Source organism: Allobosea eneae, from assembly GCF_042657265.1.
Classification (GTDB): Bacteria; Pseudomonadota; Alphaproteobacteria; order Rhizobiales; family Beijerinckiaceae; genus Allobosea; species Allobosea eneae.
Genome location: NZ_JBHSLW010000064.1, coordinates 1 through 25,972, shown reverse-complemented (window position 1 = coordinate 25,972; position 25,972 = coordinate 1). Strand labels below are relative to the sequence as shown.

The 25,972-nt window shown below is 63.3% G+C and carries 28 protein-coding genes; 20 read left to right on the top strand and 8 right to left on the bottom strand.

Annotated elements, in window-relative coordinates:
- Positions 1 to 72: 72 nt before the first annotated feature.
- Positions 73 to 1,407: a DUF4365 domain-containing protein gene (locus tag ACFPOB_RS26770; protein ID WP_377801339.1), complete on the top strand. Its 1,335-nt coding sequence runs from the start codon at positions 73 to 75 to the stop codon at positions 1,405 to 1,407.
- Positions 1,404 to 2,864: an argonaute/piwi family protein gene (locus ACFPOB_RS26765; protein ID WP_377801338.1), complete on the top strand. Its 1,461-nt coding sequence runs from the start codon at positions 1,404 to 1,406 to the stop codon at positions 2,862 to 2,864. The genes ACFPOB_RS26770 and ACFPOB_RS26765 overlap by 4 nt, the downstream gene beginning before the upstream one ends.
- A gap of 83 nt (positions 2,865 to 2,947) precedes the next feature.
- Here the strand turns inward: ACFPOB_RS26765 and ACFPOB_RS26760 are convergent, their stop codons facing one another.
- Positions 2,948 to 4,156, bottom strand: a complete 1,209-nt coding sequence (locus ACFPOB_RS26760) for an RHE_PE00001 family protein (RefSeq protein WP_377801337.1) — start codon at positions 4,154 to 4,156, stop codon at positions 2,948 to 2,950.
- Positions 4,157 to 4,368: 212 nt separating this feature from the next.
- Here ACFPOB_RS26760 and ACFPOB_RS26755 point away from each other — a divergent pair, with 212 nt between their 5' ends.
- A complete protein-coding gene (locus ACFPOB_RS26755; RefSeq protein ID WP_377801336.1) occupies positions 4,369 to 5,538 on the top strand; it encodes a tyrosine-type recombinase/integrase in 1,170 nt (389 codons plus the stop codon).
- Between the two features lie 64 nt (positions 5,539 to 5,602).
- On the top strand, positions 5,603 to 5,887 hold the full coding sequence (locus tag ACFPOB_RS26750) for a hypothetical protein (RefSeq protein WP_377801335.1): 285 nt from the start codon (positions 5,603 to 5,605) through the stop codon (positions 5,885 to 5,887).
- Positions 5,888 to 6,222: 335 nt separating this feature from the next.
- On the opposite strand, the gene ACFPOB_RS26745 is transcribed toward ACFPOB_RS26750, so the two are convergent.
- The 7 genes from ACFPOB_RS26745 to ACFPOB_RS26715 all read right to left on the bottom strand — a co-directional run bounded on the left by ACFPOB_RS26745 (position 6,223) and on the right by ACFPOB_RS26715 (position 11,876).
- Positions 6,223 to 6,582 carry a hypothetical protein gene (locus ACFPOB_RS26745; protein WP_377801334.1) on the bottom strand — a complete coding sequence of 120 codons (360 nt, stop codon included), beginning with the start codon at positions 6,580 to 6,582 and terminating at the stop codon, positions 6,223 to 6,225.
- Between the two features lie 35 nt (positions 6,583 to 6,617).
- Complete coding sequence (gene repC / locus ACFPOB_RS26740) at positions 6,618 to 7,847, bottom strand: plasmid replication protein RepC (protein WP_377801333.1); 1,230 nt, start codon at positions 7,845 to 7,847, stop codon at positions 6,618 to 6,620.
- Between the two features lie 191 nt (positions 7,848 to 8,038).
- Complete coding sequence (gene repB, locus ACFPOB_RS26735; RefSeq protein WP_377801332.1) at positions 8,039 to 9,022, bottom strand: plasmid partitioning protein RepB; 984 nt, start codon at positions 9,020 to 9,022, stop codon at positions 8,039 to 8,041.
- The gene (gene repA / locus ACFPOB_RS26730; RefSeq protein WP_377801355.1) at positions 9,022 to 10,236 is read right to left on the bottom strand and encodes a plasmid partitioning protein RepA; all 1,215 of its coding nucleotides are present in this window, start codon (positions 10,234 to 10,236) and stop codon (positions 9,022 to 9,024) included. The genes repB and repA overlap by 1 nt, the downstream gene beginning before the upstream one ends.
- Positions 10,237 to 10,403: 167 nt before the next feature.
- Positions 10,404 to 10,805, bottom strand: a complete 402-nt coding sequence (locus ACFPOB_RS26725) for a PIN domain-containing protein (RefSeq protein ID WP_377801331.1) — start codon at positions 10,803 to 10,805, stop codon at positions 10,404 to 10,406.
- A 17-nt stretch (positions 10,806 to 10,822) separates the two neighbouring features.
- Entirely contained in the window at positions 10,823 to 11,053 is a 231-nt protein-coding gene (locus tag ACFPOB_RS26720; protein ID WP_377801330.1) for an AbrB/MazE/SpoVT family DNA-binding domain-containing protein, read from the bottom strand.
- A 97-nt stretch (positions 11,054 to 11,150) separates the two neighbouring features.
- On the bottom strand, positions 11,151 to 11,876 hold the full coding sequence (locus ACFPOB_RS26715) for a helix-turn-helix transcriptional regulator (protein ID WP_377801329.1): 726 nt from the start codon (positions 11,874 to 11,876) through the stop codon (positions 11,151 to 11,153).
- Between the two features lie 201 nt (positions 11,877 to 12,077).
- On the opposite strand from ACFPOB_RS26715, the gene ACFPOB_RS26710 reads away from it, so the two are divergent.
- The 16 genes from ACFPOB_RS26710 to ACFPOB_RS26635 form a co-directional block, all read left to right on the top strand.
- Complete coding sequence (locus ACFPOB_RS26710; RefSeq protein WP_068177934.1) at positions 12,078 to 12,713, top strand: acyl-homoserine-lactone synthase; 636 nt, start codon at positions 12,078 to 12,080, stop codon at positions 12,711 to 12,713.
- Positions 12,714 to 12,724: 11 nt separating this feature from the next.
- Entirely contained in the window at positions 12,725 to 13,171 is a 447-nt protein-coding gene (locus ACFPOB_RS26705) for a hypothetical protein (protein ID WP_377801328.1), read from the top strand.
- A complete protein-coding gene (locus tag ACFPOB_RS26700; protein WP_156448828.1) occupies positions 13,171 to 13,734 on the top strand; it encodes a lysozyme family protein in 564 nt (187 codons plus the stop codon). Before ACFPOB_RS26705 ends, ACFPOB_RS26700 begins: the two co-directional genes overlap by 1 nt.
- Positions 13,735 to 13,805: 71 nt before the next feature.
- Positions 13,806 to 14,102, top strand: a complete 297-nt coding sequence (locus ACFPOB_RS26695; protein ID WP_068177010.1) for a TrbC/VirB2 family protein — start codon at positions 13,806 to 13,808, stop codon at positions 14,100 to 14,102.
- A gap of 12 nt (positions 14,103 to 14,114) precedes the next feature.
- Complete coding sequence (locus ACFPOB_RS26690; RefSeq protein WP_068177007.1) at positions 14,115 to 14,456, top strand: VirB3 family type IV secretion system protein; 342 nt, start codon at positions 14,115 to 14,117, stop codon at positions 14,454 to 14,456.
- The gene (locus ACFPOB_RS26685) at positions 14,449 to 16,818 is read left to right on the top strand and encodes a VirB4 family type IV secretion/conjugal transfer ATPase (RefSeq protein WP_377801327.1); all 2,370 of its coding nucleotides are present in this window, start codon (positions 14,449 to 14,451) and stop codon (positions 16,816 to 16,818) included. The genes ACFPOB_RS26690 and ACFPOB_RS26685 overlap by 8 nt, the downstream gene beginning before the upstream one ends.
- On the top strand, positions 16,815 to 17,507 hold the full coding sequence (virB5, locus tag ACFPOB_RS26680) for a P-type DNA transfer protein VirB5 (protein WP_068177002.1): 693 nt from the start codon (positions 16,815 to 16,817) through the stop codon (positions 17,505 to 17,507). The genes ACFPOB_RS26685 and virB5 overlap by 4 nt, the downstream gene beginning before the upstream one ends.
- Before the next feature lie 11 nt (positions 17,508 to 17,518).
- On the top strand, positions 17,519 to 17,803 hold the full coding sequence (locus ACFPOB_RS26675) for an EexN family lipoprotein (RefSeq protein WP_377801326.1): 285 nt from the start codon (positions 17,519 to 17,521) through the stop codon (positions 17,801 to 17,803).
- A gap of 6 nt (positions 17,804 to 17,809) precedes the next feature.
- On the top strand, positions 17,810 to 18,772 hold the full coding sequence (locus tag ACFPOB_RS26670; protein ID WP_377801325.1) for a TrbL/VirB6 family protein: 963 nt from the start codon (positions 17,810 to 17,812) through the stop codon (positions 18,770 to 18,772).
- 62 nt (positions 18,773 to 18,834) lie between these two features.
- Positions 18,835 to 19,134 (top strand): hypothetical protein, encoded by a 300-nt coding sequence (locus ACFPOB_RS26665; protein ID WP_082736582.1) that lies wholly within the window; start codon positions 18,835 to 18,837, stop codon positions 19,132 to 19,134.
- Entirely contained in the window at positions 19,127 to 19,798 is a 672-nt protein-coding gene (locus tag ACFPOB_RS26660; protein ID WP_068178581.1) for a VirB8 family type IV secretion system protein, read from the top strand. The genes ACFPOB_RS26665 and ACFPOB_RS26660 overlap by 8 nt, the downstream gene beginning before the upstream one ends.
- The gene (gene virB9 / locus ACFPOB_RS26655; protein ID WP_068178579.1) at positions 19,795 to 20,655 is read left to right on the top strand and encodes a P-type conjugative transfer protein VirB9; all 861 of its coding nucleotides are present in this window, start codon (positions 19,795 to 19,797) and stop codon (positions 20,653 to 20,655) included. Before ACFPOB_RS26660 ends, virB9 begins: the two co-directional genes overlap by 4 nt.
- 10 nt (positions 20,656 to 20,665) lie before the next feature.
- Complete coding sequence (gene virB10, locus ACFPOB_RS26650; protein ID WP_377801324.1) at positions 20,666 to 21,832, top strand: type IV secretion system protein VirB10; 1,167 nt, start codon at positions 20,666 to 20,668, stop codon at positions 21,830 to 21,832.
- Positions 21,829 to 22,923 carry a P-type DNA transfer ATPase VirB11 gene (gene virB11, locus ACFPOB_RS26645; RefSeq protein ID WP_082736581.1) on the top strand — a complete coding sequence of 365 codons (1,095 nt, stop codon included), beginning with the start codon at positions 21,829 to 21,831 and terminating at the stop codon, positions 22,921 to 22,923. Before virB10 ends, virB11 begins: the two co-directional genes overlap by 4 nt.
- The gene (locus tag ACFPOB_RS26640) at positions 22,889 to 24,826 is read left to right on the top strand and encodes a type IV secretory system conjugative DNA transfer family protein (RefSeq protein ID WP_377801323.1); all 1,938 of its coding nucleotides are present in this window, start codon (positions 22,889 to 22,891) and stop codon (positions 24,824 to 24,826) included. Before virB11 ends, ACFPOB_RS26640 begins: the two co-directional genes overlap by 35 nt.
- Positions 24,816 to 25,972 (top strand): LPD7 domain-containing protein (locus tag ACFPOB_RS26635; protein WP_377801322.1); only part of this gene is annotated, 1,157 nt, incomplete at its 3' end. The genes ACFPOB_RS26640 and ACFPOB_RS26635, both read left to right, overlap by 11 nt.

The window sequence follows — 25,972 nt, the reverse complement described above, 5'->3', positions numbered from 1 at the left end:
TTAGAGTCACGAGCTGGGGGCAGCGGCGTAATCGCACTACCCGATGTTCGTTGATTGTTCTATGGTGACGGCATGTCGAAACTGCTCACGCCGAATCAGATTCTAGGCGAACTTGGCGAGAACGCCGTGCGCGGTCGTTTCCTCACCATGGGCTTCCAGTTCGACGCCCGCTCCAGACTGGAAGCGGGCATTGACGGCATTGCTGAAGTCATGGACCAAGGCCGACCGATGGCCCGCATGATCGCCGTTCAGGTCAAGGCCAAGGAGTCCGGCCGCTACGCATCCGAAACAGACCAAGGATTCACCTATCTGCTTCGCAGCGAAGATCTCGACTATTGGCGCGGTTCAAATCTGCCGGTGATCATCGTCGTCTATCGCCGATCCGACGAAACCTTCTTTTGGCAAGAGGTTCCACGTGGCTCGGGTCCGGCCGAGCGCCGCTTGCAGTTCGACAAGGCGCACGACGTCCTAGACCGGAACGCTGTCGATCGTCTTGCCGCCTTGACCGTGCCAAAGGCGGGATTCGGCTACTACGTGCCGCCGCTTGGCGGCGGCGAAGAGGCGTTGGTCAACATCCTGCCGATCACCCTCCCCAAAGAGATGTTCGTCGCCACCACACCCTACAATGGCCGCAAGGCGGCGGCCGTTCTGCTCGACGCCGACGTACCAGCCCGCTTCGATTGGGTAATCCGGGGTAGCGAGTTTTGGTCCCTTCACGACCCTCGCACGTCTCCATGCCGCAAGATCGTCGACCTCGATCAGGTCGAAGCGATCGACACCGACCAGCTTGCCTTTCACGACGAAGTGGACGAGCAGAACAACTTCATCTTTCTGTTGCGAAACGCGCTGAAGCATCAGCTTCGCGAGGACCTTACCTGGAGCAAGGACCGCAAGCTCCTGTACTTCCGGGCCCTGCATGCCAATACAACGCGCAATTTCGCTTACAATGCCTCGAAAAAGAAAACTGACGCCGACGTCGTCAACGTCGCGTTGAGCAAAAAAGAAGACGGACGAGTCGATTTCGTTCGGCATCACGCGTTTGTGCCACGGTTCGAACGACTCGGCGCTCAATGGTTTTTGATCGTCAACCCAACCTATTATTTCACCACAAATGGCTTCATCCCACACTCGCATCCGGCCGCGCTGCTGGCCGGCAAGAAGCGGATGGATAACAGTGCCTCGTTGCGGGGCCAGGTCGTGATGTGGCATCGGTTTCTGACAGCAGCCGACAAGGCGGCGCAGCGCGCCGCCGCAGGTCTTTTCGCGGAGGCCGTTTCGGAGGAGCCGCGATTGCGCTTCGGCGAACCACCGGCCGTGCAGCTTCGCACCCGCGTCCCCGAAGACGTCTGGGGCGCTCCCAAGAAGAAAGTGGAGGCGTTCGAGCCAACCGAGGGGCTGTTCGTATGATTACGTTCGAGACCCAGATTTTCGACGAGCCCGAGCTGGAGTTTGGGGATCGCCACCACCATCCAGATCCGCGTCTCGGCCTGTTCGAAGCCGGCCCGCTTCAACCGTTCGTCGGCGACGTCATCAAGATCGGCGTGGTCGGAAGTGCGAAGACCGTCGCGGATACTCGTAAGTTTCTCGAGACCGTCGCCAGCGGCGTCGACGGCATGTCAGAAAAACACCCAAACCTGCATCCTGCCTTTCCCGGGCTGGGTAACCAGAGTCCCTATCGCTGCCGTTTCGACATTGAGGAAGGCGCGACCGTCACCCTATCGCAGAGCAAGCTCGACAAGATCTGCAAAGAGCCTGACCATGAGAAGGCTGTCGAAATGGCAGTCGACGAAATCGTCGCCGAGCTGCGCGGGCTGGATGAGAGCGGCCACCGGCCGCATGTGGCGATCGTCGCCCTCCCGGTCCGGCTGATCGAACGCGTCTGGAGCGCTAAGGTCGACGCGCGCAGCACGACCGAGAAGGAGGACAGCAGCGGTTCGGACGCACCTAACTTTCGCGGCATGCTCAAGGCCAAGGCCATGGGCTTGAGCTTCCCGATTCAGATCGTCTGGGAGGATGTGGTCGACGAGAAGGCGTTGATTCCTCGAAAGATCAAGGAGAGCAGCGCTCGCCAGATCCAGGATGTGGCGGGGCGCAGCTGGAACCTGCTCACGACCCTCTACTACAAGGCGAGCGGCCGTATTCCCTGGCGGCGGATGCGGAAAGAGGGCGAGTATACGGCCTGCTACGTTGGAATCAGTTTCTACCGCGAAGCCGGCGGGCAGCAGCTCTTCACCAGCGCCGCCCAGATGTTCGACGAGCGCGGCCGCGGGTTCGTGCTCAAGGGCAAACGGGCTTACACAGAAAGTCGAGGGCGCCACCCATACATGACTCGGGACGATGCGCGCGAACTGGTCACCAACGTCCTGTCCGCCTACAAGACTCACCATAAAACGCTGCCGGCCCGCGTGATCGTGCTCAAGACCTCGCGATTCAAGGATGAGGAGGCCGAAGGCATCCTCGAGGCGATGGACGCGGCGGGAACGGAGCTGCGAGACCTCGTCTGGGTGCAGGAATCCTATTCAATCAAGCTGCTTCGTGATGGCAACTACCCGGTGCTGCGCGGCACCTTCGTCGACCTGGGCGGCAAGGGCTTGCTCTATACAAATGGCAGCGTGCCCTACTACGGAACCTACCCTGGTCAGTATGACCCACGGCCGCTGCTGCTTTGCCCGCATTCGAGCTGCGACAGCACCGTGACGCAACTTGCCGAGGAGGTGTTCTCGTTGACAAAGATCAACTGGAACTCGACCCAAATGAACCAGCGTTCGCCGATTCCGATACGTGCTGCTCGGATGGTTGGGGAAATCCTGAAGTACGTGAAAGATGGTCAAGTCGAGAGCACAGATTATCGAAAGTATATTTGACCCTTGCAGCACGGCTGGATGAACCCGCCTCATTTTCGAAACGCGGGACGATCAACGAAGGCGCTGTCGCTGCTCGCGCGGCATTATAGAGTTCCCCAAGCCCGATACCGCTTTCTGCCCGTAAGCTCGCGCGGCAGGCTGCCGCCGAGCTCTTTCAGCATGGCCTCGACCGCCTGTGGCGAGACTTCTAGCCGCGCCGCCGCCAGCTGCACGGTGACCAGCGGCGCTGACACGAACAGATCGACCAGCTCCGCCAGTTTCGAATTCCCCCTCCTGCCCTCACACCTCCGCAACATCACGGCTCGAGCCAAGGTCAGCCGATCAAGATCCGCCTGCCCAAACGCGGCCGCCTCGCCAAAGGCGCCGAGCAGCCCCGCGACCCGGGCGCTGAGCACCTGGTGCGGGCTCCATCGAAACCTCCCCCGCCTCAACCCCAGCCCAATCGCCGGCAGATGCGCCATGGTCACTCCACGCTGCCGCAACACCGTCGCTGCGAGCGCAAAGCCGAGCTCTCCCGAGCGCTCCGACGGCTCGAGCCACAGCCAAGCGTCGAGCGTAAGCGCGGTCGCGAGGATCGCCGGCAACCCCTTGCCCTCCTCCAGAATGGCGAGCCAGCGCGCGAACCGCCCGGCGGGGTCATAGGCGGGATCGCGCAGCGTCAGGTTTCTGCGGCCCGCGTCGGAGGACAGATCGTTCCAGGCATCGAGTTTTTTTCGCGTTCGCACCAGCAGCGCGTCGATGTCGGCGAAGGCCGGATCGGCGTGATCGTCCTCGTCTTCCAGGTCCAGATCTTCCTCGTCGCCGCGGCCTTCATCGTCGTCATCAAGGCCGCGCTGCTCCCACGGCGCCGCGGTCTTTTTCACAGCCCCCGACCAGGTCGGCACCCTTTCTGTCCGATCCGGTTCGTCTAACGTTTCGATGCCAAGTCGCAGCCGCAGGGCGCTTGGGCTCAAGACGTCGGCCGGCTCGCGCCGCGCCAGCCTCCTGCGCTCGTCCAAGATGGCGGCAGCCCTGGTGATCTCGCGCGTTGGCGCGCGCACGTCGGTACTGGCATCGTGGAGGACGAGATCCTCGAGCGGGCACACGCCCCCGGTGAGGCCGATCAGGGCCTGGGCCTCAAAGGCGTGGCCGCGCTGACGCGCGCCTTCGGCCAGAACGGGATCCGCGCGAAGCAGACGCTCGTCGAAGCGGGCGAGCACAATCGCCGCGATCTCGGCGGCTGCGGCACAGTCCGAAACCAGTGCCTGCCGATCGGCGAATGAAAGATCATAAGACATTGTCTTCATTGCCATCAAGCTATCATAAACAAGCTAAATAGCTATTAGATTGTCCGATAGCGATGCCTTGTAGCGGTGATCCATCACTATCGATAAGGACTGTTTATCGATAGTGATAGACATGGTCTTGGAAATCGGCGATTCTCGCGCTCCGGAAGGCCGCCGGCGGCGTCAGCCGTGCGTCCGGTCGACGAAATGGGCCCGCATCGGCCGCACCAGGAGCAGCCGTGACATCGACATCCCTGCTCTCGGCCGAGACCGAAACCCGCCGCGCTCTCCAGCTCGACGCGCTCGCCGGAATCCTGCCGATGGACCGGCGCGACAAGCTCGCCACCATTCTGACCGATGACGATGTCGCGACGCTGCGTCATCTCGCCCGCGAGGGCATGGGCGAGAACTCGCTGCGCGCCTTGGCGTCCGACCTGGCCTATCTCGAAGCTTGGTCATTGGCTTCGACAGGGTCCCCCCTGCCCTGGCCGGCGCCCGAGGAGTTGGTGCTGAAATTCGTCGCGCATCACCTCTGGGATCCGGCCCGTCGCAGCGAGGACGCCGCCCATGGCATGCCGGCCGAGGTCGAGGCCGCCATGCGCGCCGGCGACCATCTGAGAGCTGAGGGCCCGCACGCCAGCTCGACCGTCAAACGCCGCCTGGCGCATTGGGCGACGCTGCACCGCTGGAAGGGGCTCGAGAGCCCGCTCGGAACGCCGGCGCTCCGCACCAGCGTGCGCCTGGCGGTCAGGGCCAGCGCAAAAGCACGCCGGCGCAAGAGCAAGCGCGCGGTCACGCGCGACGTGCTCGATCGTCTGATCGCGACATGCCAGTCGGATCGGCTGGCCGACACGCGCGATCTCGCAATCTTGCTTTTGGCCTTCGCCTCGGGCGGGCGCCGTCGAAGCGAGGTCGCGCGGCTGCGGCTCGAGCAATTATCCGACGAGGCTGATGTGCCGTTGGATCCCGACGATCCGAATTCCCCGCGCTTGCCCTGCATCGCAATCGCGCTCGGGCGAACGAAAATCGGCCAGGCCGACGATGACGATTCTCGCGTGCTGCTGATCGGGTCACCGGTCGCAGCATTGCGCGAATGGATCGAGCGGGCGGACATCAAGAAGGGCGCGGTGTTCCGGGCGATCGACCGCTGGGAGGCGATCGACGATCGGGCCCTGACGCCGCAGGCGGTCAATCTGATCCTGAAACGTCGCTGCACGATCGCCGGGCTCGATCCGGTGGAGTTTTCCGCGCACGGACTGCGCTCCGGCTATCTCACGGAGGCCGCCCGCAACGGCGTCGCCCTGCCCGCCGCGATGCGCCAGTCCCAGCATCGCTCGGTCCAGCAGGCCGCGCGCTATTACAACGAGGCCGATCAGGCGCTGGGCAAGGCGGCGCGACTGGCGATCTGAGCTTTCTTTCGGGTCCGACAGCCTGCATGCTTCCAGACAATTCACGAAAGACGCAGCCATGCCGATGAGCGACGACAACCGACAGCGTTTTTGCGCGCAGCTCGACCAGGCGATCGACGCGGCCAAGGCGGCCTTGGCCCCGGTATTCGACGGCGGCGCCTACGATCTGCCCGAAGACGAGCTGTCGCTGCTGTCGGAGGTCTCGTTCAAGCTCGGCATGCTGCGTATCGTCATCGTCGACAGGGATTTGATCGCCGATCAGGTCGAGGCGCGCTGGCAGGAGGAGAAAATGTGTCGAGCCGCGGCCCTGTTGCGCCTGGAACAGCGCTCCTCGAACCCGCCCCGGTAGCCTCCTATCGACAGCGGCGGGGGTCGAGCCCGTGCGCCAAGGCGCGACGCGGAGCACACAGGCCACCCGGCGATTGCTGTTGCCAGGAACATTCATGCGCGCGCGGGCAATCGAATTCGCGACGACGCATCGGATCGTTCAGGTGTGGCCAGGCCCCACCCTGCCCAGCCGAGGCCATCGCGACCTCGCCGGTCGCAACGCGTCCGGCCTGACAGATTCGCCATCGAACCAGCGGCACGCCTCGCGTTCGCAGAGCGCGTTGACCGCTCCGCTGAAACGCGATCCCTCGGCTGCGAACAGCGGGCACATCGTTGCCGGACAGAAGCTGACATCCGTCATCGGGGTTCCAACTTTTCTACCCGCTCCGCGCCGCCCGCCATGATCACCTCGGCACGAGCCATCGTCGAGACAGCGCAATCTCGTTCGACCCTCAGCGACACCCCCTGCCCTGCCAGCCAGCGCTCGACCGCCGTCGCCCGCGCGGGTCCAATGCCCTTTTCCGCCTCGAGCTCGACCCGGCTATAGGCCGCCGCGATCCGCACCAGATTGGCCGCTCTTTCGCGAGAGTTGCGTCCCCCGACCGCCGCGTGGCGGCCTGCGAGCAGTACGGTGAGGATCGCGCGCGACAGCTTTGCCATGCCGGTCATCACAAGCTTTTGCGGCGGCGCCTGCAAGGTCTCGCTCGGCTCCAGCAAACATCCAGGTCGAGCGTGGCGGCGCCGCATCACCCTCAGGCCCGCTTCTTCTCGCGCCGCCGGCTGCCGATCAGCGCCATCAGCATCGGCCCGAGTGTAAATTCGCCGGCTTGGGCCTTTCGGGTCAATTCGCGCAGATAGCCGCCGGCGCTAGAAATCGCCTCGCCGCGCTGCAGGATCGCCGCCACGACGATCGAGGCCTGGACCTCATCCATGACGCCGATCGCTTCCTCCCAGGCGCTGGGACTGATCCCCAGCATTGGCCGCACAACCCCGACAGTGGCGAGGAAGTCGCGCCAGTTTTTGATCCCGCCTTTCGAATAATCGATCAGGTCGGGGCAGGCGTCCAAAACCATCCCGAGCGGGAACGTCCCTTCCGGCATCCGCTTCGGTTCCGGCACGATCTCCAAACCAGCCCCCCTGCTTTTTGGAAAGCGAGGTTCAAGATCAACAGAGGAGTCTGGATTTGAATTCTGTATGTGACGCTCATTCTGAGACTCATTGCCGCTCATATCTTGAGTTTTGATGTGAGTTTCCAGCAGGTTGAGGATTTCGTCAGCCAGCAACGAGAGCTCGTCTGCGATCGGCTCCAGCACCAGGCGCGTCGCACTGCGCGGAATCCGCGCCATGATGCCGCGATAGAGCTGATGGACCTCTGCCCAGTCGGCCGGGCCCTGACCGCCCTGCTGCGTTGGGACACCTTCATCGATCCCTGTCGCAATCATTTTCGCAATGTCGCGCCGGCAGATCGTGATCCGCTCGCGGACCAGGCGCAGCGCCCGCGCTTCGGCCTCGACCTCGGCCGCCAAGGCTTCGAATTCCTCGGCCCGCACGACGAGCGGGGCCAGGTCGAAGCCAAAGGCGAACTCGATCTCCCCTGTGCTGCCCTTGCGGGCGTAGCGCTTGCCGTTGGGGCTGTCGCGCCGGATGATCAGGCCGGCGTCAACCAAAGCCGCCAGATGGCGCCTGAGCGTCGCCATCGGCATGCCGTGCGCCCGCAGGCTGAGCTGGTGGTTCGAAGGAAAGACGACGAGGCCTTCGCCCGTCAGGACGGTTTCGGGGTGGAAGGACAATAGCGCGTCCAGCACGGCCAGAGTGCGCTCAGGCACACCCAAAGCATTCTTGGCTGTGCAGATCGCCCGAAAGATGTTCCATTTGTGGACTGCCTTTTCCGGCGGTCGCGTCTTTGCGCTCGCCTGGCTCGCCACATGTGCAAGCGTCAGCGATCGCCGCCCAAAGGGCGTCGTCGAGGGTCGTGTTTCCATGATCCTTGCCTCGTTTAGGGCAAAGAAATCCTGCTCGCCGAAACGGCGCTGAATCTCACACGAGACTCTTGACGGTGATTCGTGGAAGTGCGATTCTCAGACTGCCAGGAATGAGAAGGGCTTCCGGAACATCGTTTCGGGGGCCTTTTTCTTTGCTTCAAACGCTCCTTTCCGTGTTGATAGTACGCGGTTCACGCCCCTGCGCGGCGTTTGAACGCCGCGTAGATTTCAGGAATAGTCTCGACGAGATAAGCACCAAAATCTGCGGCTACCTTCTTGTCGATCGTAACGGTCAGCGCTTTTGGATCATCGCGAATGCTGGCGATGCGAAGGCCGTCGTCAGATCTCCATATCGTCGGCCGTACGGCCTTTGCTTTCTTTGGCGCCGCGCCCTCGAAGATCTTGCTGAACCGCTCATCTGAACTCAATGTAGAGAACTGTGCCGCAGCCATCGCTTTACGCGCCTTTTCAATGGCAGCTGCGCCGTCAAGCCTCGCTGACAACTCAATCCAACGATCGCGCCCAGCCTTCGGCGCAGGCCCGATAGCCTCGATAATGTCGTTGGGAATTCTGACGGCCGAGGAGATCAGCCGGGACAGGCCGGACTTGTCGACCGACAAAGCCGCCATGATCGTCTCGCGGTCAAATCCCCCTTCTTCTAGGCGCGCTGCGAAGAGGGCCTTCTCGATAAAGGATAGATCCGTACGCGCGCTGTTTTCCTGCCCCTGAGCAACGACTAACTGCTCATTCGAAAGAGGCTTGACGATAGCTCGAACGGTCTGCCCGAGTTCCTTCAGCGCTCGTAGCCGGCGCCTGCCATAGGCTATTTGATATCGGCCCTCGTGGTCTGGATGGGGGCGCACCAGGATTGGCACCTGCTGGCCATGTTCTCGAATAGACGCCACCAGAAGCTTGTGGTCGTCGCCTGTGTCTGCCAGACGATCGGCGATCAGTGACGCGTCAATCACGTCGGTTGCAAGGTCGAGTACCGCGTGCGCCTTCAGCTGTTCGATCGAACGCGTAACCGCGCCAATGGCACCACCTCGCGGGCCAAATGCGCTCGATTGCATGCCTTGGATTGGCTGTGTCGGGCTCGCAGGTTGCGGCGCCACAGCTGAGTTGCCGGCCGGCAACTTTTCATCCAGTAGCCCGGCCAAGAGGTTCTTGCGTGCCATCAGCCTCGGCCCCAGGCAGAGAGGACCAGCTGCTCGATTTCGCCATTGACGTTGTCCAACGCCTCGATCGCTCGGTCATAGGTCGAACGGGTGAACTGGTCGCGGCTGATCTCGTAAAGCGTCTGCTTAGTAATGCCAGCATCCGAAATGGCCGTGCTCTTCAGCATGGGATAGTTCAAGACATGTTCCCCAAACATGGAGCGCATGAACGACATCATCTGGTTTTGAGGGCCGTCGCCGGGCTCATATCGGGTGACGAGATATCGCATCCAGTCATAGCCCATGTTGCCGCCGGCAGTTGCGACGACGCTGAGCAGATCGGATGTCATGATGAGGAACTGGCACATCGACATGACGTCGAGCATTTGCGGATGAACCGTCACGAGCACCGCCGTCGCGCAACACAGGGCTGACAGCGTCAGGAAACCGAGTTGGGGAGGGCAATCGACGACGACGATGTCATAATCGTCTGCGACCGATGCCAGCGCCGCATCCATCCGCGTAAAGAACATCGTCTCAAGCTGCTTCTGGCCCATGAGCGCTTTCGGAGTTTCGTGTTCAAACTCCATCAGCTCGAGATTGCCCGGCACCAGATCGAGATTGGCAAAGTAGGTTTTTCTGATAACCTCTTTTAGATCCTGGCGCTGTTCGTCATAACGGATCGCTCCGTAGAGGGTCTGATTGTCGCCGACGTCGAATTCCGGCTGGAAACCGTGGAGGGCCGACAGGCTAGCTTGCGGGTCAAGATCGATCGCTAGGACGCGGTAACCGCGCAAAGCATGATACTGGGCCAGATGGGCCGCAGTCGTCGTCTTGCCACTGCCGCCTTTGAAGTTAACCACGGTGATGACCTGCAAATGCTCGTCGCGGTCACGACGCGGGATATACTTGCGATCGGCTTTTCCGCCGATATCGAGAAATTCTCGGAGCGCCTGGATATCTTCGACAGTGTATGACCGCCGTCCTTGCCGGCCGACATCCACCTGCGGGCCTTTGCCTTCGAGAGACAGTCGCCGCAGGTAGCCGTCATTTATTCCAATCAGCTTGGCCGCTTCGATTGACGAAAAGCGCCTGAGCGTCTTGCGGGCTTCAGGCGGGAAGAGCTGGAGTCGGTGAGCTTGTAGCTTAGACGACAACTCGCGCGCGTGAGCGCCGACCAACTCGTGGATCGCCTTCTTGGACTGGACAGGATTGAAGGCGGGTTCCACAGCGATCTCGCGTAAACACGGAAAGTAGCGCGCATAGCGCCGATTGCCGTGACAAGATCACCCGATTCCCTGAGTCTGGCAAGCGATTAAGGGTTAATGAGTGGTTAACACATGGGCGCCTGACAAAGTTGCCGGCCGGCAACTCGCCGATTCCAAATGGCGGGGTGCCTGCATTATGGGTCAAGCGGCCCACCGGCGAACGGGTTCCTGATCGTCAGACGACCATCGACGTCAAAGCCGTCCTGCATGTCCTCGGACCAGAATGTCGAGCATTCCATACGCAATGCAGCCGCCAACATCATCGCGTCATAGACGGAGAATTGATACCGTTCAGCCAGTTCAATCCCGACTGAGTGGATTTCGAGATCGAGCGCTGCGATCGGCTTTACCAGCGTCTTGATGGCGTCGAGCGCGTCTCGCAGCTCGCGCCAGTCAAGGGACAGTTTGCGGCGCCCAACATTGGCAAACTCGTTGAGTGCCTGCACGCTCGTCGCACATCCTTTGGCCAGCAGCGCTTCGGCCTGAACCGACTTCGGATCTATAGAGAACGCGTAGATCAAGACGTTCGTGTCCACGAACTCACGCGGCGATGTCACCGGCCATTGGCCTCTTCGCGATCGAAGCGCCAACCCGAGGGGAGGGGCCTGCGAAGCACGCGGATGCGCTCGAGCGCTCTTTCTCGGCTCCGGTCTCGCTCGACATCGAACGCGCGTTCGCCGGCGATCTGGATCGCGATCTCATCGCCTTCCTTAAGATCGAGCGCCTCGACAACGGACGAAGGCAGTCGCACTGCCAAGCTGTTTCCCCAACGCGCAACCTGCAAGACGGCCTCCCTGATCTACTCGGAGCAATGTATATCTTTCTGCGGCCAACGTCCATAAGCCGCCGGCACTCGGGTCGTCCAGAGGGGGGTACGTGACTCAGCGAATGACATGCCTTCTAAGCGCGATCGCGACCGCCTGCGGCAGGGTCTCGGCCCCGAGATTCGCCCGGGCGTTATCGAGGTGGAACTTCACCACCCGCGGCGTGACACCCATGATCTTCGCGGTCGCCTCCATGGACTTCCCGCGAGCAGCCCATGTCAGGCATTCCCGCTCGCGCTGGGTCAGCGGTGAAGCGTCCTGGGATGCGGGCCGCAGCCCCAGTTTTGCCTCGGCATGCGCGTGGAATGTCAGCCCGATCAGTTGGACGATGTCGTTCGATTCGGTGACCATCCTCCCATGAGCTGAGCTGACTTCGTCGACCGCAAAGGTGAAGGCCGCGAACCGATCGAAGCCGCCGGCGATCGCGACCGAAACGCCATGGCGGATGCCGAACTCGTCGGCGTCATCGAAGAGCCGCTTCTGGGCGCGCAGCGGAAACCGGTGCCCACCGTCGCGGGTCCATTGCAGCGTCGAGCGCCCGCTTCGTGCGAAGGCAACCACGGGATCGACGTCCTGATAGGCCTCTCCGAAGTAATGCTCGCTCCAGCGCTTGGGATAGGACGAGATCAAAACCGGATCGGCTTCACCAAAGCCGAGATAGGCGAAGTACCGGAAGCCCATGCTCTCGGCGACACGTTGGCCGACGCGCCCAAACTCCGCTTCCGCGCCCGACGAGTGCAGACCGTCGACCAGCTCTTGATAGGCCCTTTCGACCGTTTTCATCGGGTCTCCATTGTGTTGCGGCGCCTTGCTTCACGCGCCTGATGATCCTCATGCGATCGATGCCGACGGCCTTTGCCGGGAAGATGTGGCGAGAGAGCGGCCACAACCTTAGAGCGAATCTATCCTGTCAGATCCGACAGGTTCGGTTCGAGGCCGCCTCTGATTGATTGGCTGCCAGATCAACGCGATTCGGAGGTGGCCATGCAGGTCGTCGAACTGAGCCGCGCCGGATATGGCGCCAACATCTCGCTGCTGATGGGCATGCATCGGCTGCGGCGAAAAGTGTTCAAGGATCGGCTCGACTGGTCGGTATCGACCACGGGCGATCTCGAGATGGATCGCTACGACACATTGGATGTGAGCTACCTGGTCGTCGCCGATCGCGGTGCAGTTCTGGGCTGCGTGCGGCTACTGCCGACGACCGGGCCAAACATGCTGGCCGATACGTTTCCCGAGCTGCTCGACGGCAGTCCCGCGCCACGTTCCCACCTCATCGCCGAAAGCTCGCGCTTCTGCGTCGATACGGAAGCGACCGACGCCAAAACCGATGGCGGGCTGCGACGTGCGACGTTCATGCTTTTTGCAGCCATGCTCGAATGGGGCGAGGCGAGGGGACTGGCGTCGATCGCGACCGTGACCGATCTGCGCATGGAGCGCATTCTACGGCGGGCGGGATGGACGCTTGAACGTCTCGGCGCGCCACGGCGGATCGGATCGACCATCGCCGTCGCAGGCTTGCTGCCGATCGGGCAGCCTGCGCTCGCAGCAGTTCGACGCCATGGCGGCCTGACCGCACCGGTGCTTCCGATCGAAATCCCGCTGCCGCTCGCAGCGTGATGGCTGTGCAGATGATCAGGATCACGCTTCTAGCCGCCGGCCTTGTGGGCCTGTCGGCCGGCGCTGCTCGCGCCGACGACTGGGGCTGCACTGTCCTGCTGTGCCTCGCCAATCCGAGCGGGCCAACGCAATACGCAGCTTGCGTCCCGCCCGTGACGCGGCTCTGGTCGCATCTGAAGCGGGGAGGGGCCTTTCCGACCTGCTCAGGTGCGGGATCGAGCGCATCGCCGATCGGCTACGACCCGTATGAGCCATGCCAGGATGGCTACGTCCTGCGCGAGCTTGGGCGCGATGGTGCAAGTCAACCGGCCTGTGTGTCGAGCAAGCCGGTTCACGACTGCGACCGCGCGGACGAAGCCTGCCAGCCGCATGACGTCCAGGCGGTCCGCCATCGCGCCCAACCCAATTTCATTGATGTCACCGGATCGGACGGCGTCAGCACGCGAGTGCGGTTCTGATGGAAGCCGCTGACATTATGACATTGATCGATCGCTGCGCCGCGCCAACGCTGGCGCGGCCGGTTGCCGCGATCATGCGCCAGGCGAGCGAGTTCGAGCCCTTGCTGGTGACGATCGCGAGCAAGCGAGCGATCCGAGTTCTGGCCGATTCGAAGCCTGAGGCCATCGCGCTTGCAAGCGAAGCCGTCGCAGCGGGACAGCCTGTTCGGATCGGCTTGGCTCAGCTCGATGCTGCCGACCTCAAAGCAGCCGGGCTCACCATCTCTGCTGCCTTCGACCCGTGCGTGCATATAGCCGGCGTTGGGCGCGTGTTTCAGGAGCGGAAGGCGAAGCTCGTGTCGGGCGGCCTTGACAATAAAGCCGCGGACGAACGCGCGCGATCGTCCTTTAAATCGACTCGGAGCGCAGCACCTGCTGCCGCTTCGGCCAAGCCGGACACGCCGTCGGAGCTGGAGACCGAGGCCGACCTTCCGCGAGAGGAGGTCGCATCCGCAAACGACCCGCCGTCCTGGAACGTCTACGGCGCAAAACGCGGCTCCTCGCTTCTGATCTACAGCCGCTGAGTCAACCCAGCTTCCATTCCCCTGATCGTCCGCGATGTGCGGCGTCCAACACGCTTGCCTGGAGACCGTGAATGCCCCTGCCGTTTCGAACAATTGCCGCACCGACCGCTATCGCGGCTGTGCTCGTTCTCCTCGCTGCTGAACCCGCGCTCGCGCAGACCGCCAATATCGAGGGCGTCCTGCAGAACATCGTCACGATGCTGACCGGCAATGTCGCGCGCCTGCTGGCGACGCTCGCCGTGATCATCGTCGGCATCGCCTGGATGTTCGGCTATCTCGATCTGCGCAAGGCGGCCTATGTCGTGCTCGGTGTCGCCATCGTCTTCGGCGCCTCTGAGATCGTATCCACGCTGACCGGCGGCACCTGAGGCTCGGCCGTGATGACGACAGAGCCCGAGCGTCTGACTGAGGACACGTTGTTCCTCGCCTGCACAAGGCCTGCGATGATCGCGGGCGTCACGATGGAGGCGATGGCCATCAACGTGATGGCCTCCTGCATCCTGTTCCTGATGGCGGGCTCGATCGTCTATGGGCTGATCGCCCTGCCAATCCATCTGATCTGCCGCGCAATCTGCCGGCATGATCCAAACCAGTTCCGGCTGCTCGTCGCTTGGCTGGAAACCCGTGGTCGCGCACGCAATGCCGCGTTCTGGGGCGGCTCGTCGCCGACGCCCTTGCGCCTCGTGCGCCGCTACAAAACCGCCGAGGTGGCCCATGGCTGACGCCGCCCGCCTTTTGGCTCGTGAGGTCGAACCGGACGTTCATCTGCCTTACGTCCGGCATGTAACGGAGACGGTGATCAGCCTCGCGACCCGGGCGCTGATGACGACGATCCGCCTCGACGGCATTGCCTTCGAGACCGCCGACATCGGCGACCTCAACGATCTGCACGCCAAACTCAATCTCTCACTGCGCAATCTCGCCGACGATCGGCTCGCGATCTGGACGCATCTGATCCGGCGGCGAGATACCGGCTATCCCGAGGGCGATTTCTGCTCGGCCTTCGCGCGTGATCTCGACATCGGCTATCGCGAGGCGCTTCAGGGCGCAAACCTGTTCCGCAACGAGCTTTTCCTCACCATCGTCGCCCATCCCGGCCGCGACCGGGCGGAGGTCGCAGCCGGCTTCGTGGCACGCCTCGGTCAGGCGCGTCGCGGGGGAGGGGAGGTCGATGCCGCTGCGCTGAAACGCCTGAACGACGCCGCTCGCAACGTCACCGCCGCGCTCGGCCGCTATGGCGCCACTCAGCTTAGCCTGGTTGAAGAGAACGGCCTCATTTTCTCCGAGCCAATGCGGCTCCTGCATCTGCTGGCGTCCAGCGAGGATATGCCGACGGCCTTGCCGCAGGGCCGGATCGGATCGGCGATCTATACCAACCGCGTCATCTTCGGCCGCGAGGCGATCGAGGTTCGCGCCGCAGGCGGCTCGCTCTTCTCAGGGATGTTCGGCCTCAAGGAATACCCGGCCTCAACCAGGCCCGGCATGCTGAACGGCCTGCTCTCGGCCCCGTTCGAGTTCGTGCTCTCGCAGAGTTTTGCCTTCCTGTCGAAGACCGACGCGAAGACGGTGCTGACTCGCAAGCAGAACCAGCTCGTCTCGACCCAGGATGTCGCCGCTTCCCAGATCGACGATCTGAACGATGCGCTCGACGACCTCGAATCCAACCGCTTCGTCATGGGCGATCACCACCTCTCGCTGCTGATCCGCGCTGAGACCCCGAAGGCTTTGCTGGAGACGATGGCTCAGGCGCGCCGCGTGCTGGCCGAGGCCGGCGCTGTCGTCGCGCGCGAGGATCTTGGGCTTGAGGCCGCCTACTGGGCGCAGATGCCGGGTCTGTTCAAGCACCGCGCTCGGTCCGGGGCGATCACCTCGCGCAATCTCGCCGCGCTGTCACCCTTCCACAGCTATCCAGTCGGCAAGCCAGACGGGAACCATTGGGGACCGTCCGTCGCCATGCTGAAGACAGCTTCGGGCTCGCCGTACCATTTCTCCTTCCATGCCGGCGATCTCGGCAACACCTTCATCTGCGGCCCGTCGGGCTCGGGCAAAACGGTGCTGCAGAACTTCCTGCTCGCCCAGGCGGAGAAGTTCGGCTGCCAACGCGTCATGTTCGACAAGGACCGCGGCGCCGAGATTTTCGTCCGCGCCTCGGGCGGAACCTACCTCACCCTAAAGAACGGCGTCCCGACTGGATGCGCGCCGTTGAAGGCGCTCGAGCTGACGCCGGCCAATCTTGCTTTCCTCGGCGAGCTCGTCCGCAAGCTCGTCACGGTGGAGGGGAGGGCGCTCTCCGTCGTCGACGAGGAGCGGATCGATTCCAGCCTCGAGGCGATGCGCGCTCTGCCGCGTCAAGAGCGCTCGCTATCGGCGCTGCGGGCGTTTCTCGGGCAGCAGGATCGCGAGGGCATCGGCGCCAGGCTTGAACGCTGGTGCAGCGGCGGACCTCTCGGCTGGGTGCTCGATGCCGAAGAGGACGCGATCGCACTCGATGCCAGCTTCATCGGCTTCGACATGACCGATGTGCTGGATCACCCCGTCGTGCGCACGCCGCTGATGATGGTGCTGTTCCATCGCGTCGAACAGCTCATCGACGGCCGCCGCATCATCATCGACATCGACGAGTTCTGGAAGGCGCTCGGCGATGACGCCTTTCGAGCGCTCGCCAACGACAAGCTCAAAACCATCCGCAAGCAAAACGGCGTCATGGTGTTTGGTACGCAGTCGCCGCGCGATGCGCTGGCGTCTCCGATCGCCCACACGATCGTCGAGCAGTGCCCGACGCAGATCTTCATGCCGAACCCGCGCGGCACGCGCTCGGACTATGTCGATGGCTTCCATCTGACCGAGACCGAGTTCCGGCTGATCAAGGAAGAGCTCTCGGCCGAGAGCCGGCGCTTCCTGATCAAGCATAACGGCCAGTCCGTCGTCGCCGAGCTCGACCTCGGCGGCATGGATGAAGCGCTCGCCGTGCTGTCGGGCCGCACCGAGACCGTCGAGCTGCTCGATCGCATCCGGACCGTGGTCGGCGATGAACCTGCAGCGTTCCTGCCCCGCTTCCATGCCGAAAGAAGGATCGACCGATGAGAGTGTCTCGCCTCCTGATCGCCGCAGCACTGGTTGGACTGCCGGCACATGGCTTTGCCCAGCAGGGCGTGCCGGTCTTTGACGCTGGCGCGATCGCAAAACATGTCGAGCAGATCGGCAAGCTGACCGAGCAGATCAAGACGATGGAGGCGCAGCTCACGCAGGCCAAGCAGCTCTACGAGAGTTTCAACAAGCTGACCGACGTCAACGACATCGCCTCGCTCCTGAGCAGCGAGGAGTTCCGGAAGCATCTGCCAAAAGAGTTCAGCGAGATCGAGAAGCTCGTCTCGGGTGGCGGCGGATCGCTCGCCGGCGTCGTCGATCGCTATCTCGATCAGAACCGCGCGTATCAGGGCGGTGACGCGAACTCGTTCTATCGCACCGAGCTCGACCGCATCGCGCGCCAGACCGGCGCAAAGCACTCGATCGGTCAGAGCGTTTACGATACGGCCTCCAAGCGCATCGACGGGCTGGAGGAGCTCCGCCAGAAGATCACGGCGTCCAAGGACGCCAAGGACGTGCTGGATCTCTCCGCCCGCATTCAAGCCGAGCAGGCGATGCTCCAGAACGAGGTGCTGCGCATGCAGGGGCTCGCCATGGTGCAGCAGGCGCGGAGCGACATGGACGGCCAGCGTCAGAAAGAGCGCGAGCGCCAGCTTGTCGACGAGATGAAGGCGGCGCTGCAGTGACGCGAGTTTTCGTGATCTCGCTGGCCGTTTCCCTGCTGCTCGTTGGATGCGGCGAACAGTCCAATGACGCATCGACCAGCAACGACAGCAGCCCCGACCAGCTGATCAGTCGCGCCACGGCTCCGACAATCGTCTGGTTCCTCGAAAATCCAGATGCGCTGGAAGGAACATGGAAGCTGTGTCGGTCCAATCCCGGCGAGCACGGTTCCAAAGCCGCGTGCGTGAATGCCGGTCAGGCGCATGAACGCGTGCTGATGCTCGGCCGGGAGCGCGCACTCAGTTCCCTGAAGCAGTGATCAGACATGGCCATCACGATTTTCGACGATTTTTTGAAAGAGTTCGAACAGCCGATCACGACCTTCGTGTCGACGTCTGTCTCGAACCTCGCGTCCTTTGTCGATGGTCCGTTGCGGGTGGCCGTGCTGCTTTATGTCGTGCTGTACGGTTTTGCGGTCATGCGCGGCGCGATCGCCGAGCCGATCCAGGAGTTTGCTTGGCGAGCCATGAGGCTCGTTCTGATCGTGCTTCTCGCGTCGAATGCGAGCTCTTTTCAGCAGTACGTGACCGATCTCTTCTTCACGTCGTTGCCGAGAGAGATCGGGAACGCTTTAGCGGGAAGCGCACTGGACACGTCGTCTGGCCAGCCGTTCGATCGCCTTCTGACCAAAGGCATTGAGGTGTCGCAGAAGATCTATGAGCAGGCCGGGCTTACCACGATCGCCCCAGCCCTCATTGCGGCCATCCTCGCCGTTTTCACAGCCGTTTCGGGTTTCCTGCAGTTCGCCATCTTGCTCTACGCCAAAATCGGCTTGGCTGTCGTCATTGCGCTCGGGCCGATTTTCATCGCGCTCGCCTTGTTCGACGCTACGCGTCCGTTCACGGAAGCATGGACACGTCAGGTCGCGAACTTCCTGATCCTGCATGTGCTGGTCGTCGCCCTTGTCGGCTTGATGCTCACTTCGGTCCAGGGCTTCGTCGAGAAGTACGGAGCCAGCACGACGACCGGCGGCGGGCTGATGGTCGGCGCGGTGGCGATCAGCGCCGTGCTCGGTCTTGCTGCCTACATTGCCCTGCAGCTCCCCGCCATCGCGGGCGGCCTCGCTGGTGGCGGCGCTTCGCTCGCGGCCCGGGTCGTCACCAGCGCCATCACCGCGAACGCAGCCTCCGCCGCCGTCGGCGCCTATGCCGGCGCGCGGACCGCGGCGAGCCGCACGGCGGCAAGAATCCGCGAGCGACGACAGGGCGGCGAGATCAGACGCGTCTGAACGTCCCTTCCACACCAGGATCAACCGCATCCGCGCAAGGATGCCGAGAAGGATTTGATTCGATGAATTGTCGCGTGATTGCCAGCCTCGTGCTGGCCACGGTGGTGTCAGGCTGCGCCGGCTGGAACAAGGGCGCGCCGTCCTGTGACGGCTCAGCCAAGCGCCCGCTGAACCGATCGCTTTGGGATTGGGAAGCCACGCCACCGGCTGCGACGCAGCCTGGTACGCCTGCCGTCAAACGGCTCGGCCAGGCCCAGCCAGAGCTGCCTTCCCGTGGCATCGGTCAGGCTTCCACGGTCTGGTCTGCCTTCGACATCGCGCGCTCGTTCCGGTCGTGCAGCGAGGCGACGCACCATGGTTAGGCCCGACGATCTGAAGGACTATTTCGACAATGCCCGGCGCTGGGAACAGGATCTGCTGCTGACGGCGCAGCGCTCGAAGCGGCTGGCCTGGTTCGTCGCGACCGCAGCCTGCGTGTTGGCTACGGCCGCCGTCGGCGCGGTCGCGGCGCTGGCGCCATTGAAGACCGTCGAGCCCTTCGTCATCCGCGTCGACAATGCGACCGGCATCGTCGAGACAGTTGCGGCGCTCGGGGTATCGCCGCGCAGCTACGACGAGGCGGTGACCAAGTATTTCCTGGGGCGCTATGTCCGCTCGCGCGAGGGATTTAGCCAGGCCGAGGCGGCGACCAATTTCCAGACTGTGGCGTTGCTGTCGTCGCAAGCCGAGCAGGCGCGCTTCGCCGCCGTTTATCGCGGCTCGAACCCCGAAAGCCCGCAGGTTCTGCATGGCCGCTTCGGCGTTGCCGAGGTGCGGATCAAAGCGATCTCGCTGCTCGCCGACAACCTCGCCTCGGTCCGGTTTCTGAAGGAAAGCCGCAAGGGCGAGGAGGTCAAGGTTACGCATTGGATCGCGACCCTGACCTTCGCCTATGTCAACGCGCCGGTCTCCTCGACCGACCGTCTGATCAACCCGCTCGGCTTCCTCGTCTCGGAATACCGCGCCGATCCGGAGGTCGCGCCATGAGCCGTTGCATCATCACAGTTGGGTGCGGACTACTTCTGGCGATCGGCCTCGGGCTTCCTTCGCTCGCGCTACAACTCCCGACCGCCGGCGCGCGCGACGAGCGGGTGCGGTTCGTCGCCTATGACCCCGCCAACGTGGTCAAGGTCAACGGCGTGATCCGGGCCTCGACGCAGGTGATCTTCGCTGAGGACGAAGAGATCGCCCATGTCGCGATCGGCGACTCGATCGCCTGGGAGGTCGCACCGGCCGGCTCGATCCTCTTCCTCAAGCCCCGCGAAAAGCATCCGCCGACCAACCTGCAGGTCGTGACGACGCGGCGCGACGGCCGCAAGCGCTCCTACCAGTTCGAGCTCTCGATCGCGGAAGCCTCGCTTAAGGAGAGCTATTTCGTCGTGAAGTACTCCTATCCGAGCGACGAGGCCGATCGCCGCCGGGCGGAGAACGAGGCGCGCAGCCAGCAGCGCGAGGGCGCGGTCATCGACCAGACTTTCGATCTTCACCAGCAATATGGCGCGCGCAATTGGCGCTTTTCAGCGCAGGGCCCGGCCGATCTCGAACCCGACGGCGTGTTCGACGACGGCAAGGTCACCAGCTTCCGCTTCGCCGGCAATCGGGAGGTGCCCGCGATCTACATGGTCGGCTCAGATGGCGCCGAAAGCCTCGTGCCCAAGGACGTTCGCGGCGAGGTTGTCGTGGTGCATGCCACCGCGCGCGAATTCCGGCTGCGCCGCGGCAGCGAGGTGCTCTGCATCTTCAACGAGGCCTTTGACGCCGTCGGCGTGAACCCGGGCACCGGCACGACGAGCCCCAGTGTCGCCCGCACCCAAAAGCAGCCAGCGCCAGCGCGGCGACGCTGAGGAGCATGTCATGACCGATCAGAACGCGTCATCCGGCGTCGAAGGCGAACGCGGCATCACCCCCGTCTCAGGTCCCGTCGAGGGCTCGGGCCGGGCGCTCGCCAAGCGCGGCATCGGCGCGGCTGCGCTGATCGTCTTTTCGGTGCTCGTGATCTGGAGCACCTGGAAATCCGAGAAACCCGTCGAGCAGGGCGGCGCCAAGCCGATCATCCGCCAGACCACTGCGTTCGAGCCCGCTCGAGAGCCGCCAGCGCCGTCGCCCATCCAGCAGGCCGCCCTGCCGGTTCTGCCGCCTCAGCTCGCTCCTGCCGCTACTCCGCCGCAAACCGACAAGCTGATGGAAAGCGCCCGCCGGGCGCCGGTGCTCGCCTTCAATCGACCGGGGCGCGGACCGGCAAGCGACGGGGCAGGGCAGGGCGCTGCTCTGCCGGGATCGCCTCTGCTGGCGGGCGCAGCCGATCCGCGCAACGAGCTCGCCGACAAGTTGAAAGCGACCGTGATAGAGGGCGTGCGCGCCGCGCGCCTGCCCAACCGCAATCTCCTGGTGACGCAGGGCACTGCGATCCCATGCGTGCTCGAGACGGCAATGTCATCGGATGTTCCGGGTTTCGTCTCCTGTGTCGTGCTGCGCGATGTGCTGTCGGATTCCGGCCACGTCGTGCTGATGGAAAAGGGCACCCAGATTGTCGGCGAATATCGCGGCCAGGTCCGGAAGGGCTCCAAGCGCATGTTCGTGCTCTGGACGCGGGCAAAAACCCCGACCGGCGTCATCGTCGCGCTCGCCTCGCCAGCGACCGACGCGCTCGGCCGGGCCGGTTTCGACGGCGAGATCGACACGCATTTCTGGGAGCGGTTTGGCGCAGCGCTACTGCTCTCGATCGTCAGTGACGCGGCCGCGATTGGCCGACAGCAGCTCGACGACGCCGATATAGAAATCCGCAACACGTCGGGCGCGGCCAACACGGCAGCCGGCATCGCCGTCGAGCGCTCGATCGACATTCCGCCCACGCTGAACAAGAACCAGGGCGAGCGCGTCAACATCTTCGTCGCCCGCGATCTGGATTTCTCCTCAGTCTACGATCTGAAACGGATCGAAAGCCGCGCGCGGATTCTGGATCGAACGGTGCCCGGCATCGATGCCGGTGTGGCATCCAGCTCTCGCGTTACGAAGCCATGACGGCGCTAGCGCCTGCGCCCGTCGAAGCCAATTGCATCGTTGCGGTCGCACCGGCCACGCCGACCGCTCCGACCGCTTCCGAACGACGCGCCAGCCGCATCGTGCTCGAGCGCTATCTGACGCCGCTCGCGCGCTTCCTGGCGCAGCCGGACCTCACCGAGATCGTCGTCAACCGCCCGGGCGAGGTGTTCACGGAAGGCCCGGGCGGGTGGCATCGCCATGAGCTCCACGATCTGAGCCATGCGCATCTGATGCATCTTGCGACGGCAGCCGCGGGCTACACCCGGCAGGACATCGCCTCAGACCATCCGATCGTCTCGACGACGCTTCCGGGCGAGGAGCGCTGCCAGATCGTCGTGCCGCCGGCGGTGCCAACGGGCACCGTTAGCCTGACCATCCGAAAGCCCTCGATCGTCACGATGACGCTGGAGGATTTCGAGCAGCGCAACCTGTTCTCCGACATCCGCGTCACGACCGACGACCTCGCCGAAGACGAGACGGAGCTGGTGCGCCTGCGCGACGCCGGCGAATGGCGGGAATTCCTGGCGCTCGCCGTTCGCAGCCGCCGCAACATCATCATCTCGGGCGCAACCGGATCGGGCAAGACGACGCTGTCAAAAGGCCTGATCGCCCAGATTCCGGCGAACGAGCGCCTCATCACCATCGAGGATACGGCCGAACTGGTGGTGCCGCAGCCCAACCATGTCAGGCTGCTCTATGCCAAGGACGGGCAGGGGCTCGCCAAGGTCGGACCGCGCGAGCTGCTCGAATCCTGCCTGCGCATGAGGCCCGATCGCATCCTGCTGCAGGAGCTGCGCGACGGCACCGCCTTCTTCTACCTGCGCAATGTGAACTCAGGCCATCCCGGTTCGATTACGACGGTCCATGCCGATTCCGCACGTCTCGCCTTCGAGCAGTTGACGCTGCTGGTGAAGGAGAGCGCGGAAGGACGGGACCTCGCCCGCGACGACATCCGCAACCTCCTGCGCCAGACCGTCGACATCGTCATCCAGATGAAACGCGAGCACGGCCGCTTCCGCATCACGGAGATCGACTATGACCCCGTTCGAAAGCGCCTCGCCAGCGCGTAGGGTGGTGCTCCGGATCGCGCTTGCGCTTGCCGGCATCGCCATTTTCCTGTTCGTCGGCTCCAACGTCCTGCTGCTGGGCCTTCGCAGCCACGATGGCGGGTTCCACTGGAACGAGCTTGCGATCGCCTGGCCCCACTATGGCACAAACGAGCGCCTTGACCGCTGGATCACCTTTGGCACGCTGGCCGGCACGATCGCGGCCTTCGGATTGATGGGTCTGATCCTGCGGACCAAACCGCGCTCGCTACATGGGGAGGCGCGCTTCGCGACCGAGCGCGATATCCGCAAGGCGGGCCTGAGGTCGAAGCAGGGGATCCTGCTTGGCCGGAAAGACGGAAAGTTCCTGTGCTTCGGCGGCCCCGAGCACGTGATGGTTTATGCCCCGACGCGATCCGGCAAAGGCGTCGGCTATGTCATCCCGAACCTGCTGAACTGGCCGGACTCCGTCGTCGCGCTCGACGTCAAGAAGGAGAATTTTGACCGCACCGCCGGGTTTCGGGAGGCGAGCGGGCAGGCCGTCTTCCTGTTCGACCCGCTCGATGAGCAGGGGCGCACCGCGCGCTACAACCCGCTTGCCTATGTGCGGCGCGATCCGGTCGACCTCTACGACGATCTCCAGCGCATCGCGGTCATGCTCTTCCCGGCCGAAAACCGGGCCGACCCGTTCTGGTTCGAAACCGCGCGTTCGGCGTTCGTCGCGATCGGCGGCTATGTCGCCGAGACGCCGGGCCTTCCGCTAACCATCGGCGAGATCCTGCGGCAGCTTTCCGCCTCAAGCGATCTGAAGGCGCATTTTCTGGCCGCGATGAAGGAGCGCGCAAAAAGCACGGCGCCGCTGTCCTCACATTGCATCGGAGCGCTGAACGACTTTCTGTCGGCCTCCGAGAACACGATGAACTCGGTCCGAAAAACCACGACGGCGCGGCTCGGCCTCTGGCTCAATCCGCGCATCGACGCCGCAACTTCCGCGAACGACTTTGATCTGCGCGAGCTTCGGTCCCAGCCGATGTCGATCTTTCTCGGCGTGACGCCGGACAATCTCGACCGCATGGCGCCGCTGCTCAATCTGTTTTTCCAGCAGGTCATCGATCTGAACAGCCGCGACCTGCCGGAGCAGAACCCGAAACTCAATCGCCGCGTCCTGCTGCTGCTCGACGAGTTCCCGGCGCTCGGCCATGTCGGCGTGCTTGCCAAATCCGTAGCCTTCGTTGCCGGCTACGGCATCCGCCTGCTGACCATCATCCAGAGCCCGGCGCAGCTTCGGGCGATCTATGGCCCCGATCTCGCCAAGACGATTATGACCAACCATGCGATCGAAGTTGTGTTCGCGCCGAAAGAGCAGGACGTCGCCAACGAACTGTCGGAGCGGATCGGCTATGACACGGTCCAGGCGAAGAGCCGCTCACGCCCTTGGGGGCTATCGGCGGGAAAGCGCAGCGAATCCATGTCGGACCAGCGCCGCGCGCTGATGTTGCCGCAGGAGCTTAAGCTGATCCCGTCATCCAAGGCGTTCATCCTGGCGGCCAGCGTGCCGCCAATCATCTGCGACAAGATCATCTACTTCGACGACAAGGCTTTCGCCACGCGCCTAAAGACACCGCCGGTCATCGCGCCCAATCGCGGCCCGTCGAACATGCTGCTGGCGAGCGAGATCATCGAGCTCAAATCCGCCGTCGCCGAGCTGCAGGCGACGTTTCGAACCCGCCCGATGACGGATGAGGAGATCGCCGATCCTTCGCTTATCCCGGACGACGCCACGTTTGATTTCGGGGACGTGCCTGTCGATCTGGAAGGCCTGTCCGAGGACGAACTGAAAGACTGGTGCTCGCAGGTTATCGATGCTGCAATCATCCCGGCAAAGGAAGCCGGCGGATCAGTGAAGGAGATGCGCCGTGCAAGGTGAGCGTCAGGATCAGAGCGAGTTCACGATTGAACGCGGCCGAGAGAGGGATGCGGGCGCTGGCAGCTCGTCATCGCGCGGTGCTTCGAAAGCGCCGGAGGGCGAAAGGCGGTCCGGCCAGGCTGAATTCAATCTTGGCGGTGCGAACGAAGGCCGATCTGAAAGCGGAATGCCTGACCGGCTCCGGCGCAAATACTATGTTACGGACACAGGCGCGAGCAACGAGGCTAAGGTCTATGCCGATCCGCGGGGCGAGTATCTCGCATTCAAGGTTTCGACCGAACGGATGACGACGCGGCTCGAAGACGCTGGCGTCGTTCGGGATATGGTCTCGGTCGCGCAGCATCGAGGCTGGACGGAAGTCGAGGTTCGCGGATCGCAGGAGTTCCGGCGGACTGCATGGCTTGAGGCGTCGGTGCGCGGGCTTGCGGTTCGCGGCCATGACCCCGATCCAGTCGATCGAGCTGCGCTCGCGTTTCGAGCAAAGCCGGAGACGGGTTTGAAACGGACAGTTCGAAAACCACAGACCCACGAAGCTGCGGCATCCGAAACGATGACCATCGATGGTGTCGCGACGAGGCGGCCAATCGATGTAACGGTCATGCCTCCGGAAAGTCGTGACGAAAGGTTGAAGACCCGAGGCGAACTCCCGGAGGCTGGTGCGTCACGAAGCTGGAACACTGCGAAAGGACCAGCGACGGCAATCCCCGAGAATGCTCAGGATCCTTCGACAAAGCGCCCAACCGTGACGATAGATGGTGCTGCCCTAAAAAGTGGCACCCCACGAGACCTGCAGCGCGCTCGATGGCAGGCTCGCTCGGAGGAATTCCGAACGGGTGATGCAAGACAGATGGCAGGCGACGAAGCCGTCAAAGCGGCTCGGTCGCAGCTTGTTGCGATCGAGCGCGCCCTCGCCAAGGCCGTTCGCAATCCTGCATTGCGTCAATCAATTTTGAGCTATGCGAAAGAGCGGATCGCCAGGGAGTTAGCGGGTGGGCAGGCGATTGAGCGCAGGCAACTAAGACAAAAAGTGCCTGCTCAACAAAAAATCTCAGAGCCCGTCCCGAAAGGGTTGAGCGACTGGGGCACTCGTGATTCCAAGGGGTTGTTCAGGCCATCTTGGAGCGAGCGATGTGGACCCCAGCCACT

Bases quoted from the DNA above. Each gene is read 5' to 3' on its own strand.
- ACFPOB_RS26770 (WP_377801339.1), top strand. From the start codon at position 73: ATGTCGAAACTGCTCACGCCGAATCAGATTCTAGGCGAACTTGGCGAG.
- ACFPOB_RS26765 (WP_377801338.1), top strand. From the start codon at position 1,404: ATGATTACGTTCGAGACCCAGATTTTCGACGAGCCCGAGCTGGAGTTT.
- ACFPOB_RS26760 (WP_377801337.1), bottom strand. From the start codon at position 4,156: ATGGCAATGAAGACAATGTCTTATGATCTTTCATTCGCCGATCGGCAG.
- ACFPOB_RS26750 (WP_377801335.1), top strand. From the start codon at position 5,603: ATGAGCGACGACAACCGACAGCGTTTTTGCGCGCAGCTCGACCAGGCG.
- repC (WP_377801333.1), bottom strand. From the start codon at position 7,847: ATGGAAACACGACCCTCGACGACGCCCTTTGGGCGGCGATCGCTGACG.
- repB (WP_377801332.1), bottom strand. From the start codon at position 9,022: ATGGCACGCAAGAACCTCTTGGCCGGGCTACTGGATGAAAAGTTGCCG.
- ACFPOB_RS26715 (WP_377801329.1), bottom strand. From the start codon at position 11,876: ATGAAAACGGTCGAAAGGGCCTATCAAGAGCTGGTCGACGGTCTGCAC.
- ACFPOB_RS26710 (WP_068177934.1), top strand. From the start codon at position 12,078: ATGCAGGTCGTCGAACTGAGCCGCGCCGGATATGGCGCCAACATCTCG.
- ACFPOB_RS26705 (WP_377801328.1), top strand. From the start codon at position 12,725: ATGATCAGGATCACGCTTCTAGCCGCCGGCCTTGTGGGCCTGTCGGCC.
- ACFPOB_RS26700 (WP_156448828.1), top strand. From the start codon at position 13,171: ATGGAAGCCGCTGACATTATGACATTGATCGATCGCTGCGCCGCGCCA.
- ACFPOB_RS26695 (WP_068177010.1), top strand. From the start codon at position 13,806: ATGCCCCTGCCGTTTCGAACAATTGCCGCACCGACCGCTATCGCGGCT.
- ACFPOB_RS26690 (WP_068177007.1), top strand. From the start codon at position 14,115: ATGACGACAGAGCCCGAGCGTCTGACTGAGGACACGTTGTTCCTCGCC.
- ACFPOB_RS26685 (WP_377801327.1), top strand. From the start codon at position 14,449: ATGGCTGACGCCGCCCGCCTTTTGGCTCGTGAGGTCGAACCGGACGTT.
- virB5 (WP_068177002.1), top strand. From the start codon at position 16,815: ATGAGAGTGTCTCGCCTCCTGATCGCCGCAGCACTGGTTGGACTGCCG.
- ACFPOB_RS26670 (WP_377801325.1), top strand. From the start codon at position 17,810: ATGGCCATCACGATTTTCGACGATTTTTTGAAAGAGTTCGAACAGCCG.
- ACFPOB_RS26665 (WP_082736582.1), top strand. From the start codon at position 18,835: ATGAATTGTCGCGTGATTGCCAGCCTCGTGCTGGCCACGGTGGTGTCA.
- ACFPOB_RS26660 (WP_068178581.1), top strand. From the start codon at position 19,127: ATGGTTAGGCCCGACGATCTGAAGGACTATTTCGACAATGCCCGGCGC.
- virB9 (WP_068178579.1), top strand. From the start codon at position 19,795: ATGAGCCGTTGCATCATCACAGTTGGGTGCGGACTACTTCTGGCGATC.
- virB10 (WP_377801324.1), top strand. From the start codon at position 20,666: ATGACCGATCAGAACGCGTCATCCGGCGTCGAAGGCGAACGCGGCATC.
- virB11 (WP_082736581.1), top strand. From the start codon at position 21,829: ATGACGGCGCTAGCGCCTGCGCCCGTCGAAGCCAATTGCATCGTTGCG.
- ACFPOB_RS26640 (WP_377801323.1), top strand. From the start codon at position 22,889: ATGACCCCGTTCGAAAGCGCCTCGCCAGCGCGTAGGGTGGTGCTCCGG.